Source organism: Pseudonocardia sp. Cha107L01, from assembly GCF_052566575.1.
Genome location: NZ_CP199579.1, coordinates 624805 through 638215, shown reverse-complemented (window position 1 = coordinate 638215; position 13411 = coordinate 624805). Strand labels below are relative to the sequence as shown.

The following is a 13411-nucleotide window of genomic DNA, read 5'->3' as shown; positions in this document are numbered from 1 at the left end:
CCGGGGTACGACGCAAGCTCCTGGCTGCCGGTAGCCGGGGGCGGCGCGCTGTCGCCGGTGTCCGCCCAGCTGACGCGTCCGGCGAGCGGTCCGCGCGCCGGCCGCCGAGCCTGCCCGACCGGACGGGTGCGCACCGGCCGACCGGCGAGGCGAGCTACGCCACCCTTGCGTAACCGCGCTAATGGTCAATAACGTGCGGAGGCCGATTATTGCGTGATGGAGGAGTCCGATGAGCCCCAGTGAGCACGTCGACAGCGCCACCGAAGAGTCCCTCGTGGAGGAGACCCTGGTCGAGGAGGTCTCGATCGACGGCATGTGCGGGGTCTACTAGAGCCATCCTCCGATGCCGGAAGCAGTAGTACAGACGGGCGCCGAAGCGGTGCCAGCGGTGGAGCCTGACCGGGATGCGAGCAGTGCCGGTCAGGCGTTCGACCCGGCCCGGGGGTACCGGTGCAGCCCCAGTGTGGCGCTGCGCCCGGAACCGTTCGGGGCGCTGGTCTACCACTTCGGTACCCGCAAGCTGTCCTTCCTGAAGACCCCTGAGCTGGTCGAGGTGGTCACCGGGCTGGAGCGGCACCCGGACGTCCACGCCGCGATCGAGGCGGCGGGGGTGGCGACCGCCCAGCGGCCGGCGTACCTGCGGGCCCTGGCCGGCCTGGCCCAGGCGGGGACCATCGAGCCGCGGCCGCCGCGGAACAGTGAGGCAGAGGCGCAATGAAGCTGACCGAGCACTTCCAGTACGGGCTCAACTCACCGATCTGTCTGACCTGGGAGCTCACCTACGCCTGCAACCTGGCCTGCGTGCACTGCCTGTCGTCCTCCGGCCGGCGTGACCCCCGTGAGCTGTCCACCGCCGAGTGCAAGGCGGTGGTGGACGAGCTGCAGAAGATGCAGGTCTTCTACGTCAACGTGGGCGGCGGCGAGCCGACCGTGCGCCCGGATTTCTGGGAGCTGCTCGACTACGCGATCGATCACAACGTCGGGGTGAAGTTCTCCACCAACGGGATCAAGCTGGACAAGGTGCGAGCCGCACAGCTGGCCCGTACCGACTACGTGGATGTCCAGATCTCGCTGGACGGCGCGACCGCCGACGTCAACGACCACGTGCGCGGTCCCGGCTCGTACGCCACCGCGATGCGCGCGCTGGAGAACCTGGCCGAGGCCGGCTTCGGCCAGCCGAAGATCAGCGTTGTGATGACGCGGCAGAACGTCGACCAGCTGGACGAGTTCAAGGCCATCGCGGACAAGTTCGGCGCCCAGTTGCGGATCACCCGGCTGCGCCCCTCCGGTCGCGGTGCGGACGTGTGGGACGAGCTGCACCCCACGGCGGCCCAGCAGCGTCAGCTCTACGACTGGCTGGTTGCGCGCGGCGACGGTGTGCTGACCGGTGACTCGTTCTTCCACCTGTCCGCCTACGGCCAGTCGCTGCCCGGGCTGAACCTGTGCGGTGCCGGGCGGGTGGTGTGCCTGATCGACCCGGTCGGTGACGTGTATGCCTGCCCGTTCGCGATCCACGACAACTTCCTGGCCGGCAACGTGCGCTCGCCCGGTGGTTTCCAGGAGGTGTGGCGGCACTCCGAGCTGTTCGCCGAGCTGCGCCAGCCGCAGACCGGTGGTGCGTGTCGTTCCTGCGGGCACTACGACGCCTGCCAGGGCGGTTGCATGGCGGCCAAGTTCTTCACCGGGCTGCCACTGGACGGACCGGACCCGGAGTGCGTTCTCGGCAACGCCGATGCGGCGCTGGCCGCGCGCGGCGACTCGCTGCAGCTGCCGAAGTCGGAGGTGGACCACTCGCGGTCGGCGCCGCGCAACTCCCGGGTGAACTCCCGCGAGCCGGTGCCGATCATGCTCGCGCCGCCGCCCCGGCGGCCGGACCGGGCCTGTGATGCCAGCCCGCTGGCCGACATGTCCGAGCTGCCCGCGGTGCCGGTCGCCGGAAGCTGACCGCCGCACCTCGGTGCCCGACTCCGGTGGGCGACTGACCGGCGTGGACCAGCTGACCGGCGTGGACCAGCTGACCGGCGCGGACCAGCTGACCGGCGCTGGCCGGCTAACCGGTGCTGGGCGGCTAACCGGCGCTGGGCGGCTGGGTGGGCGGACCGCGCAGTCCCGGGTGCTGTTCGGCCCGATCGAGACCAACCTGGCCGCCGGGCGGGCGCTGTCGGCCGGGCACACGGCGTTCTACGCGCTGCGCGCCGCCGGTGGCGCCGGCGTGATCGTCACCGAGACGGCCTCGGTACACGAGTCGGACTGGCCCTACGAACGGGCGCCGTTGGCGTCGGTCTGCGGACCCGGCTGGGCGGACGTGGTGGCTGCCTGCCGGCCGCACGGGTCGCTGGTGCTGGCCGGTCTGGGGCACGCCGGTGGGCAGGGTTCCTCGGCGTACCACCAGCGGGCGCTGTGGGCACCGTCGCGGGTGGCCGACGTGGTCAGCCGTGAGGTGCCGCTGGCGATGGAACGCCCGGAGCTCGACGAGCTGATCGTCGGGTTCGCCGACGCCGGCGCGCTGGCCGGGTCGGTCGGGTGCGACGGTGTGGAGCTCAACGCCGGGCAGCACTCGATCCTGCGCCAGTTCCTGTCCGGGCTGACCAACCACCGGGCCGACGGGTACGGGTCCGATCGGGGTCGGCTGCTGCACGAGGTGCTGACCGCCGTCCGTGCCGCACTGCCCGACGGCACACTGCTCGGCCTGCGCCTGTGCGCCGACGAGCTGGCCCCGTGGGGCGGCATCACCCCGGCCGGCACCACTGCGCTGCTGCCGTCGCTCGCCCCGCTGCTCGACTACGTCGTCCCGGTGCGGGGTAGCGCGCTGAGCCTGTCGGCCACCCGCCCGGACGGGCACACGCCGCCGGGCTTCAACCGCGCGCTGGCCGCCACCGTGCGGGCCGCGCTGCGCGGCGCGGGGTCGGCGCTGCCGGTGGTGTTGCAGGGCAGCGTGGTCGACGTCGGAATGGCGTGCGCGGCTCTCGCCGAGGACACCGCCGACCTGGTCGAGATGACCCGGGCGCAACTGGCCGACCCGACGCTCGTGACGTTAGCCAGAGCTGGCACCCCGGAGCGGATCCGGCCTGCCACGTTGTCCAACCAGCACAGCGCGGTGCGGGACCCGCGCAACCCGGTCATCTCCGACGAGGGCGAGCCGGGGACCGGGTTCGAGGAGGCCCCGCCGGCGGTGCCGGGTGGACCCGCCGGCGGGCCTGTCCCGATGCGCGGAGCCGGGCCGGGCGGTCGGGCCGGCGGGTCTGTACTGGTGGTGGGCGCCGGGCCGGCCGGGTTGGAGGCCGCGCGGGTATCGGCCCTGCGCGGGCACCGGGTGCGGCTGGTGGAGCGTGCCGTGCTGCTCGGCGGTGCGGCGCGGCTCGCGGCCGCGCTGCCGGGGCGGGCCCGGTTCGGGCTGCTCGTCGACTGGTGGGAGCGCGAGCTGGCCCGGCTCGGGGTGGACGTGCGGACCGGCACGGAGGTCGACGCCGCGGTGCTGGGCGCGGCAACCCGGGACGGCGTCCGGGTACTGCTGTGTACCGGGTCGCGGCCGTCCCCGCCGGCGTTCCGGGTCGGGCCCGGTGTGCTGGTCCGGCCGGCCGCCGCGTTCCAGGCCGACGTGCTCGGGTCGGGCCCGGTGCCGGCCGCCGATGCGGTGCGCGCGGCGCTGCCGGCGGCGGCCGACATCGTGGTGCACGACCCGATCGGCGACTGGACCGGGGTCGGGGTCGCCGAGCAGGTTGCCGCCGCGGGGCTGCGGTGCGTACTGGTCACCCCGGACCCGGTGGCCGGCACCCAGCTCGCCCGCACCGGTGACCTGGCCGACGCCAACGCCCGCCTGCGGCGCGCCGGGGTGTCCCTCGAGCTGTACAGCACACTCCGCGCCGTGGCCGACGGCCGTGCCGAGCTCGAGGACGTGCACAGCGGGTTGCGGCGGACCGTGCCGTGCACCGCGGTGATCGACTGCGCGCACCGGCTGCCCGAGGACACGCTCTGGCTGGGTTGCCCCGACCTGCCGCGCGCCGGCGACTGCGTGGCACCCCGCACCGTGTACGAGGCAGTCCTGGAAGGTCGCCGTGCAGCTGTCGGACCCGTGAGTGGCGAGTCGGGTTATAGCCCAAATCGCCACTCACGGATCCGACGGAGGAGGACAGCGCTGGCACGGGTCGCCGAGACGCCGCCTCCGGGCCTGGACACCCCGCTGCGGGTCGGCGGGCTGACCCTGCGCAACCGGATCGTGTTCGCCGCGCACCTGACCAACTTCGCCGTCGACGGGCTGCCCACCGAGCGGCACGCGGCCTACTACGCGGCGCGGGCGGCCGGTGGCAGCGGGTTGGTCGTCACCGAGGAGCACACCGTGCACCCGGGTGACCGGCCGTACGAGAAGCTGATCCGCGGCTACGACCCGGCCGTGCTGCCCGGGTACCGCCGGCTCACCGACGCGGTCCACGCGCACGGCGTCCCGGTGCTGGCGCAGCTCAACCACAACGGCGGCCAGTCCAGTGGGATGTACTCGCGGCGGCCGGTGTGGGCGCCGTCGGCGGTACCGGACCGGCTGTTCCGCGAGGTGCCGGTCGCGGTGACCGCCGCCCAGATCACTGAGCTGATCAGCGGTTACGCCGAGGTCGCCGCCCGCTGCGTGGCGGGCGGCTTCGACGGCGTCGAGCTGCAGTGCTCGCAGTCCTCGATCGTCCGGCAGTTCCTCTCCCCGGCCACCAACCACCGGTCCGACGACTACGGCGGCTCGCCGGCCGGGCGGGTCCGGTTCCTGCTCGAGCTGCTGACCGAGGTGCGCGCCGCGCTCGGCCCGGACCGGGTACTCGGCGTCCGGCTGGGCTGCGACGACCTGCCGGGTGCCGGCGCGGCCGGGCTCGGGTTGGCCGAGATCGTCGAGGTGGCCCGGCTGGTGGCCGGCACCGGGCAGCTGGACTACCTGAACACCGCGGTCGGGGTGGCCGGTTCGACGCAGTACCGGATCACGCCACCGATGGGCGAGCCGGCGGGCTACGCACTGGAAGTGGCGACCGCGCTGCGCGAGGCCAGCGGGCTGCCGGTGGTCGGGATCGGCCGGTTCACCACGCCGGCGCAGGCCGGACAGGCGCTCGCGGACCGGGCCTGCGACCTGGTCAGCGTGGTGCGCGGGCAGCTCGCGGACCCGGAGTTCGCCGGCCGGGCGGTGCGCGGCGAGCCGGTGCGGACCTGCCTCGGCTGCAACCAGGAGTGCGTCGCCCGGGTGGGGATGAACCGGTGGCTGGGGTGCGTGCGGAACCCGGGAGCGGGGCGCGAGTCGGTCCCGGTCGCACCGCCGGCGGCCGGGCGGCGGGTGCTGGTGGTGGGTGGCGGCCCGGCCGGGCTGCGGGCCGCCGCGACCACGGCCGCACTGGGGCACCGGGTCACCCTGTGCGAACGCGCAGAGGTCACCGGTGGGCAGGTGCTGCTGGCGGCGCGCGCCCCGGGCCGCGTGGAGTTCGGTCAGGTGGTGGCCGACCTGCTGGCAGAGTGCGCCCAGCTCGGGGTCGCGGTGCGGACCGGCGTCGAGGTGGACGCCGCGTTCGTCCGGCGGTTGGCTCCGGACGTCGTGGTGCTCGCCACCGGGTCGCGGCCGGCGCCGCCGGGGTGGGCGGTGCCCGGCGTCGTCGACGTGCGCGATGTGCTGGCCGGGCGGTGCGCGCCGGCCGGTCAGGTGCTGGTGTACGACGAGCTGGGCTTCCACCAGGCCACCTCGGTCGCCGAGCTGCTCGCCGCCCGGGGTTGCGCCGTGGAGATGATGACGCCGGCACTGGTCGTGGGCCAGGATCTGGGGCTCACCCTGGACCGGGAGCGGTTCCGCCGCCGCGCCGCCGAGGCCGGACTGCGGCAGTCCACCGACCGGGTCGTGCTCGGTGCCGCGGCTGCCGACGGTCGGGTCACGGTCGAGGTGCTGCACCATCCCACCGGAGTGCTCGAACGGCGGGAGCTCGACGCCGTGGTGTGCGCGTTGCCCGGCGAGCCGGAGGATCAGTTGTGGCGTGAGCTGGATGCGGCCGGCCCGCTGGTACACCGGGTCGGGGACTGTCTCGCACCTCGGCGGCTGGACGCGGCGATCATCGAGGGGGACCGGGTGGCACGACTGCTAGGACAGGCGCGATGAACCTGGGCGGGCGGACCTGGCCGGAGCTGGACGGCCCGGCGACGGTGACCCTGCTGGTCCCGGTCGGCTCGACCGAGCAGCACGGCCCGCACCTGCCGCTGGACACCGATACCCGGATCGCCGAGGCGGTGGCGCGCGGCGCGGCCGCCAGGCTCGGCGAGCACGTGCTGGTGGCGCCCTCGGTGAGCTTCGGGGCGTCCGGGGAGCACGAGATGTTCGCCGGCACGGTCTCGATCGGGCAGGACGCACTGCGTTCGGTGCTGGTCGAGCTGGGTCGCTCGGCCGGGCGCTGGGCGCGGCGGCTGGTGTTCGTCAACGGGCACGGCGGCAACGTGGGCGTGCTGCGTTCGGCGGTCGAGCTGCTGCGCGCGGAGGGGCGCGACGTGCGCTGGCACGGCTGCGGGCTGCCCGCCGGCGCCGGCTTCGTGCGGGACGGCCACGCCGGGCGTACCGAGACGTCGTTGCTGCTGGCGCTGGCCCCGAAGCTGGTGCGGCTCGAGTTGGCGCAGCCGGGAAATACCGGTCCGCTGGCCACGCTGTTGCCCGCGATGCGCGCCGGCGGGGTGCGCGCGGTCAGTGCGAACGGGGTGCTGGGCGATCCGGCCGGGGCGAGCGCCGAGGAGGGGGTGGCGATGCTGTCCGCCCTGGTCGAGGGGTGTGTTGTGGCGGTGGACGGGGCCTGCTGACCGGGCGGTCCGCGGCGCTTTGCTCTGCGTAGGAATACGCAACAACCCGATCCGTAGTTTGACACCTACGTAAGTGATTGCCTACATTATCTCTCATGCAAGCCGTACTGGAAGCCGTGGTCGAGCCGCGCCGGCGGGAGATCCTGCGGCTGGTCCGCGTCGGGGAGGCGTCGGCGGGTTCGATCGCCGCGCACTTCCCGGACGTGTCCCGACCGACCGTCTCGCAACACCTGCGGGTACTCCGGGACGCCGGGTTGCTGCACGAGCGCCGTGACGGGACCCGCCGCCTCTACCGCACCCGGTTCGAGGGGTTCACCGAGGCGCGGGCCTTCTTCGAGGAGTTCTGGGACGACCGGCTCGCCGTTCTGAAGGTCGCCGCCGAAGCCGAGCAGAGGAGAAAAGATGCCGACCGGGACCGCTGAGCCGCTGATCCGGGAGATTGACATCGACGCGGCTCCGGAGACCGTCTTCGAGTTCTTCACCGATCCCGCGAAGCTCACCCGCTGGCTGGCCGTCGAGGCCACCCTGGACCCGCGTCCGGGCGGCGTCTGCCACCAGGTGCACGAAGGGGCCGGCCCGGAGCATCGGCGGTTCTCCATGGAGGGCGAGTTCGTCGAGGTGGACGCACCGAAACGGGTGGTGTTCACCTGGGGGTTCAGCGGCCCCGACGCGGTCGTGCCGCCGGGCGGCTCCACCGTCGAGGTGACCCTGTCGCCGATCGACACCGGCACCCGGGTGCGACTGGTGCACCGCGGCCTGCCGGCCGCCGCTGTCGCGGACCACTCGGGCGGCTGGACGATGATGCTGGCGCGGCTGGCCGAGGCGGTGCGCGGAGCATGACCGACACGGAATGGTGGACCAAGCTCAAGAGCATCACGCTGCACGTCGAGGCGGACACACCGCCGATGTGGCCGGCCGCGGCCAGCGAGGAGTACCGGGCCGCGCGGCAGGCACTGGTGATGGCCGAGATGGCGCTGCGTGACCAGGTCGAGGCGGTTGCCGCCCGGCGCCGGGCGCTGCCCGCCGGGCCGGTGCTGCCGGGCTACCAGCTCACCGAGGGGCCGATGGACCTGGCCGCCGACGGGCCGATGTCGGCGGTGACACTCGCCGAGCTGTTCGGCGGGCACGACGAGCTGGTGGTGTACCACCTGATGTTCCACCCGGAGGACGACGCGGCGTGCGCGATGTGCTCGATGTGGGTGGACGGGCTGCACGGCGTCGCGCAGCACATCGGGCGCCGCGCCGGGCTGGCAGTCATCGCCAGGGCGCCGATCGACAAGCTGCGCGGCTGGGGTCGGCGGCGCGGCTGGCAGGGGTTGCGGCTGGTGTCCGGGTTCGACTCCACCCTGATCCCCGACCTGGGGGTCGAGGGCTCCCGGGGCGGCCAGTTCCCCGCCGTCAGCGTCTTCACCAGGGTCGGCGACGAGGTCCGGCACGCCTACACCCAGAGCGCCGACTACCCGGACAGCACCGGCCGGGGCATCGACCTGATCAACCCGGTGTGGCAGACCCTCGACCTGCTGCCGTCCGGGCGGGGCGAGTGGCTGCCGGACAACACGTACCCGACCGCGATCGGTTCCGTATAGGTGCGCAGAGCAAAGGGCGCTCAACCGCGCAGCAGCAGCAGCGGGATGTCCTGCTCGGCGGCGGTGAGCGAACCGTGCTGGCCGGGCAGCGCGGCGAGGAACTTCTCCGCCTTGGAGCGGACCACCGCCGCCGAGCCGCGCACCGCGACCACCACGTCGCCGATCCTGGACCGCACCTCCGGCGACGCGATCGGCCCGAACCAGCCGTCGGCCACCGCCTCGTCACCGGTCCGCACCCAGGCCCGGTCACCGAGCCGCTCGGTCCAGGCCGCCAGCACGTCGTCCGCCGCCCCGGGCGCGGCGTAGACGTGCCGGGACCGGGGGTCGCCACCGAGCAGCCGCACCCCGGCGCGCAGCGCGGCGTCGGTGTCCGCGTCGAACTTCTGCTCCGGGTCGACGGTGATCATCCCGTGGTCGGCGGTGACCACGAGCAGGCCGTCCGGCGGCAGCGCCTCGGCGACCAGCGCCGTCACCCGGTCCACGATGGTCAGCTCGAGGCGCCACTGCAGCGAGCCGGGCCCGTACACGTGCCCGAGCGCATCCAGGTTCGCGTGGTAGCCGTAGCAGAACACCGGGCCGGGGGCGCTCAGCGCGGTGATCAGCTCGGCGGCCAGGTCACCCAGCGCGTGCACGCCACGGAACTGCCCGCCGCGCAGCGCCGCCCTGGTCAGCCCGGAGCCGTCGAACATCGGGGCGGACGCCACCCGCACCTCGACACCCGCCCCGGCGGCGCGGTGCAGCGTGGTCTCCAGCGGCTGCACCCACTCCGGCGGAAGTTCCTCGCGCTGGTCGACGGGGTGCCCGCCGCGGTGCGTTGTCCAGCGCAGTGAGTCCAGCAGCTCGCCGTGGCTGGCCTCGAAGCTCACGCCGAGGACACCGTGCCCACCAGGCGGCGAGCCGGTGCCCAGTGTGCTCAGGCTGACCGGTGTGCTGGACGGGAACCCGGCGGTCAGCGAACCGGCGCCGGCCTCCTTCGGGTGCGCCGCGAGCCCGGCCAGGAACGGCGCGTCGGCGGCGTGCTCGGCGAGCTGGTTCGCGCCGAGACCGTCCACCAGCAGCAGGCACACCCGCCGGGCCGGCGCGATGCCGAGCGGGTTGGCCAGCCCCGGCACGCCCAGCGCGGTGAACAGGGAAGGGGTGAGCTCGGCCAGCGAGCGCCGGCCGTAGGCGGGGAGCACCGGTCCGGCGTCGAGTCGAGTGTCGAGCATGCGGCCAGCGTGACACGATCGCCGGTGTGGCACATATCGGGCGAGTAGCGCTGGTGACCGGGGCGGCGCGGGGGATCGGCGCGGCCGTGGTGCACCGATTGGCCGGCGACGGCTGGCGGGTGGTTGCGGTGGACGGCTGCGAGGACCACCCGGACCTGGACTATCCGCTGGGCTGTCGCGAGGACCTGGACGCGGTGGCGGCCAAGCACCCCGACGCCGTCCTGCCGGTGGTCGCCGACGTGCGCGACCAGTCGGCGCTGCACGACGCCGTGCGGCTGGCCGTGACCGAGTTCGGCGGGCTGGACGCGACGGTTGCGGCGGCGGCCACCATGGGCGGCGGCAAACCGCTGTGGGAGACCACCGACGCGGAGTGGGACGCGCTGTACGAAGTGTGTCTGCGTGGCGTGCTCCACCTGGTCAGGGCGGCCGTCCCGGCGTTGCTGGCCCAGCCCGAGCCGCGTACCGGGCGGTTCGTGGCGATAGCGTCGTCCGCCGCGCACCGCGGTCTGTGGCACCTCGCCCCGTACTGCGCGGTCAAGCACGGGGTGCTCGGGCTGGTCCGGGGGTTGGCCGCCGACCTGCGCGGTACCGGGGTCACCGCGACCGCCGTCTCGCCGGGCTCCACCGACACCGCGATGCTGGCCGCCACCGCCGCGCTGTACGGGCTGGAGTCGACCGCCGAGTTCAGCAAACATCAATTGGTCGACCGGCTGCTCGACCCGGCCGAGGTGGCGGCGGCGGTCTGTTGGCTCTGCCAGCCCGAGTCCTCCGCGGTCACCGGCACCGTAGTACACGCCGACGGCGGGTTCATCGGGTGAGCGGACCGGCGGGTCCGGGGCGCGCCAGGTGCGCGGGCCTGTTGCGTATGCCTACGCAGAGTAAAGCGAACTCGCGGATGCCTAGTCTCCTGAGTCGGAAGTTCTCTGTACCGACTTCGGCACCCAGACGACGCCTGGCTGCGTTCTCGATCGCCTGGATATGCCCGATATCCAGGCGATCTGCGGCCTTGCCAGCCGCCGCCTGGATCACCGAATTCGGCACAGGAACTCCGACTCAGGACACTAGGTGACCGACACCCGGCTCCCCGACGGGTTCGCGGTGCGGCTGGACCGGCGGACCCGACGGTTGGACGGCGGCGCGGCCCTGCTCGGAATGTCCTCCGGTCGGCTGCTGCATCTGGCACCGGCGGCCCGCCGGCTACTCGACGCGGGAGCCTGTCCAGGCTGCGCGGACCTCGTCGTCCGGGACGCCACCTCGGCGCGACTGGCGCGGCGGCTGCTGGATGCCGGCATCGCCCACCCCGCGCTGCTCGACCTGGGCGTCCCCGCTGGTCCCGGGCCCGCCGACGTGACCGTCGTGGTGCCTGTCAAGGACCGCCCGGACGGCCTGCGCAGGCTGCTCGCCGCGCTCGCGCTCGCGCTCGCCACGCCCGCCGCGCTCGCGCCCGCCATGCCCGCGCCCGACACGCTCGCGCCCGCCCTGGCCGAGGTGATCGTGGTCGACGACGGCTCCGCCGATTCGGGCGCCTGCCGGGCCATTGTCGAGCAGTCGGTACTGCGCAGCCGCGTCCGGCTGATCCGACACCCGAGCTCGCGCGGCCCGGCCGCCGCCCGCAATACCGGTGCGGCCGCCGCCGGCACCGCGCTGGTGGCCTTCCTGGACTCCGACGTGGTGCCCGAACCCGGCTGGCTGGCGCCGCTGCTGGCCCACCTGGCCGACCCGGCAGTAGCCCTGGCCGCGCCCCGGATCGCCGCGTTGCCCCCGGCCGGCGGCGCGGTGGGCTGGCTGGACCGCTACGAACGGCTGCGCTCCTCGCTGGACCTCGGCCCGGACCCTGGCCCGATCGTGCCCCGCTCCAGGGTTGCGTACGTGCCCAGCGCCGCACTGCTGGTCCGGCGGGCAGCACTGGGTTCCGGGTTCGACGAGGAGCTGCACGTCGCGGAGGACGTCGACCTGGTCCTGCGGCTGCACGCGGCCGGTTGGCGGCTGCGCTACGAGCCCGCCGCGGTGGTTGCCCACGAGCACCGCGCGCGACCGGTCGGCTGGTGGGTCCGCAAGGCCTTCTACGGCACCGGGGCCGCTCCGTTGGCACTGCGCCACCCGGGCTCGGTCCCGCCGATGGTGCTGGCCCCGTGGGCGGCGGCGGTGTGTGTGCTGGTCGGCGCGCAGCGGCGGTCCGGGGCGCTGGCTGCCGCCGCGGTGACCGGGTTCGCCTGGTGGCGGCTGCGCCGCACCCTGGCGCCGCCGGCAACAGCCGCCGCGAGCCCGCCCGCCGCGAGCCTGCCTGCCGTGAGCTCGCCTGCCGTGAGCCTGCCTGCCACGAACCCGCCTGCCACGAACCCGGCGCGGCTGCGCCAGCCCGGTCGGGTGGCCGCGCTGCTCATCGGACTGGGCCTGTCCAGCGCGGCCAACCAGTCCGCCGGCCTGCTCGTCCGGCACTGGTGGCCGGTTGCCGGGCTGGGGTGCCTGGTGTCGGGCCGGGTGCGCCGCGCGGTGCTGGTCGCGGCGCTGGCCGACGGGCTGTTGGACTGGCACCGACACCGTCCCGAGCCGGGAGAGCCGGGGCTGGACCCGGTGCGGTACGTGCTCGCCCACCGAGCCGACGACCTGGGCTACGGCACCGGTCTGTGGTGGGGGGCCGCCCGGAGTCGAACCCTCGCGCCGCTGCGCCCGATGATCACCGGCCTGGATCGTTGGTCGGACCGCTGGCGCCGAGTGACCCGCAATGGCGTGCCTAGGTGAACGCGATGAGCATGACCACGGTGCCGAAGCCCATGACAGCCTCGCCCAGCACCGCGGTCCGGGGCGCGGTCAGTGCGCCACCGGCGTCCCGGCGGGTCAGCGCGGTCACCGTGCCGAGCAGGAAGTAGCAGGCCAGCGCCCAGCCGAGCAGGGCGAGCGCGGCGCCGAACGGCCCGGGGACGGCCATCGGAGCACCCGGTAGGTCGATCGGGCCCATGCCGGCCCTCCCGTGGTGGCCGGTCGGGGTCAGCGCGACGGTGTTGGCGGTCAGCGCGGCCCCGGTGCCGCCCACTGTCCGCATCGTGGGTAGCGCACACATATAGATCATCGCGGCGCCGCCGAGCAGGTGGGCGAGCGGACCGCCGCACACACCTGCCCTCGGGGGCTTGACCAGCGGCCACACCGCCACCGCCGCGAACCCGGCGGCCCACCAGGGCCCGTGTACGAAGGTCGGGCCGATGCCGGCCATCCCGACCGACATGACGGCCATGCCGGCGGCCATCATCGCGCCTGGCATGTCCCGGCGTATGCCGCGGTGCACCGCCACCAGTCCGAAGGCGGCGACCAGACCGACGCCGAGCCAGCCTGGCACCGCGACACCCCCGCTAGTCAGGCCGATCGGGCGCGGGCGCGAGATGCGGCGCGCGACGATCGGTCGGTTTTCGACGCTAGGCGGTAGTAGCGACAGTAACCACCGGGCAGATGGGTGACGCAGCGTCGCCAGCCGAGCGCAATCCGGTAGGACTGGCGCACACAGGTTCGCCCGCTCCGATCACGTTGGCCCAAATGGGTGGATTTGACCGGACCTCAGACCCGCGTCAGCGGACCCGTTCGACGGTTCGCGCCGCAGCCGCGGCAGCGCCGTCACAGGCACCGGGGGAAACGCGAGTGTGACCTATTCTCGCTGGTCGTCCCATGCGTCACCTGATCTTGCGACCTCCGATCATCCGGAGTTCGATGTGTTGGCTGCCACAAGAGAGTGAGCGGCACCGTGGCGTCCGCTGGCGCGCATCACCAACCGTCGGTGGGGTCTCGGTCGTTCCCGGCAAGAGCTGCGCGCCGTTCCGCGGTCGCGGTGAG

The 13411-nt window shown here is 74.0% G+C and carries 12 protein-coding genes; 10 read left to right on the top strand and 2 right to left on the bottom strand.

What is annotated here, in order from left to right; all coding sequences use genetic code 11:
* Nucleotides 1-229: 229 nt before the first annotated feature.
* The 8 genes from mftA (at nt 230) to ACTXG6_RS02945 (ending at nt 8381) form a co-directional block, all read left to right on the top strand.
* Nucleotides 230-331, top strand: a complete 102-nt coding sequence (gene mftA / locus ACTXG6_RS02980) for a mycofactocin precursor MftA (protein ID WP_445186225.1) — start codon at nt 230-232, stop codon at nt 329-331.
* 57 nt (nt 332-388) lie between these two features.
* Nucleotides 389-718 carry a mycofactocin biosynthesis chaperone MftB gene (mftB, locus tag ACTXG6_RS02975; protein WP_445186224.1) on the top strand — a complete coding sequence of 110 codons (330 nt, stop codon included), beginning with the start codon at nt 389-391 and terminating at the stop codon, nt 716-718.
* Nucleotides 715-1944: a mycofactocin radical SAM maturase gene (gene mftC, locus ACTXG6_RS02970; RefSeq protein ID WP_445186223.1), complete on the top strand. Its 1230-nt coding sequence runs from the start codon at nt 715-717 to the stop codon at nt 1942-1944. Before mftB ends, mftC begins: the two co-directional genes overlap by 4 nt.
* Before the next feature lie 13 nt (nt 1945-1957).
* Complete coding sequence (locus tag ACTXG6_RS02965) at nt 1958-6109, top strand: mycofactocin system FadH/OYE family oxidoreductase 2 (protein ID WP_445186222.1); 4152 nt, start codon at nt 1958-1960, stop codon at nt 6107-6109.
* Entirely contained in the window at nt 6106-6795 is a 690-nt protein-coding gene (gene mftE / locus ACTXG6_RS02960; RefSeq protein WP_445186221.1) for a mycofactocin biosynthesis peptidyl-dipeptidase MftE, read from the top strand. The genes ACTXG6_RS02965 and mftE overlap by 4 nt, the downstream gene beginning before the upstream one ends.
* A gap of 95 nt (nt 6796-6890) precedes the next feature.
* Nucleotides 6891-7217, top strand: coding sequence for an ArsR/SmtB family transcription factor (locus ACTXG6_RS02955; RefSeq protein WP_445186220.1), 327 nt, complete (start codon nt 6891-6893; stop codon nt 7215-7217).
* On the top strand, nt 7198-7635 hold the full coding sequence (locus ACTXG6_RS02950; protein ID WP_445186219.1) for an SRPBCC family protein: 438 nt from the start codon (nt 7198-7200) through the stop codon (nt 7633-7635). The genes ACTXG6_RS02955 and ACTXG6_RS02950 overlap by 20 nt, the downstream gene beginning before the upstream one ends.
* Nucleotides 7632-8381: a DUF899 family protein gene (locus ACTXG6_RS02945; RefSeq protein WP_445186218.1), complete on the top strand. Its 750-nt coding sequence runs from the start codon at nt 7632-7634 to the stop codon at nt 8379-8381. Before ACTXG6_RS02950 ends, ACTXG6_RS02945 begins: the two co-directional genes overlap by 4 nt.
* 20 nt (nt 8382-8401) lie before the next feature.
* Here the strand turns inward: ACTXG6_RS02945 and ACTXG6_RS02940 are convergent, their stop codons facing one another.
* Entirely contained in the window at nt 8402-9589 is a 1188-nt protein-coding gene (locus ACTXG6_RS02940) for an alkaline phosphatase family protein (RefSeq protein ID WP_445186217.1), read from the bottom strand.
* Nucleotides 9590-9642: 53 nt separating this feature from the next.
* Here ACTXG6_RS02940 and ACTXG6_RS02935 point away from each other — a divergent pair, with 53 nt between their 5' ends.
* Entirely contained in the window at nt 9643-10407 is a 765-nt protein-coding gene (locus ACTXG6_RS02935) for a mycofactocin-coupled SDR family oxidoreductase (RefSeq protein ID WP_445186216.1), read from the top strand.
* Nucleotides 10408-10654: 247 nt separating this feature from the next.
* Nucleotides 10655-12331, top strand: a complete 1677-nt coding sequence (gene mftF / locus ACTXG6_RS02930; protein WP_445186215.1) for a mycofactocin biosynthesis glycosyltransferase MftF — start codon at nt 10655-10657, stop codon at nt 12329-12331.
* Here mftF and ACTXG6_RS02925 read toward each other — a convergent pair.
* Nucleotides 12324-12923: a DUF5134 domain-containing protein gene (locus ACTXG6_RS02925; RefSeq protein ID WP_445186214.1), complete on the bottom strand. Its 600-nt coding sequence runs from the start codon at nt 12921-12923 to the stop codon at nt 12324-12326. The two genes, mftF and ACTXG6_RS02925, sit on opposite strands and share 8 nt — an antisense overlap.
* Nucleotides 12924-13411 lie beyond the last annotated feature (488 nt).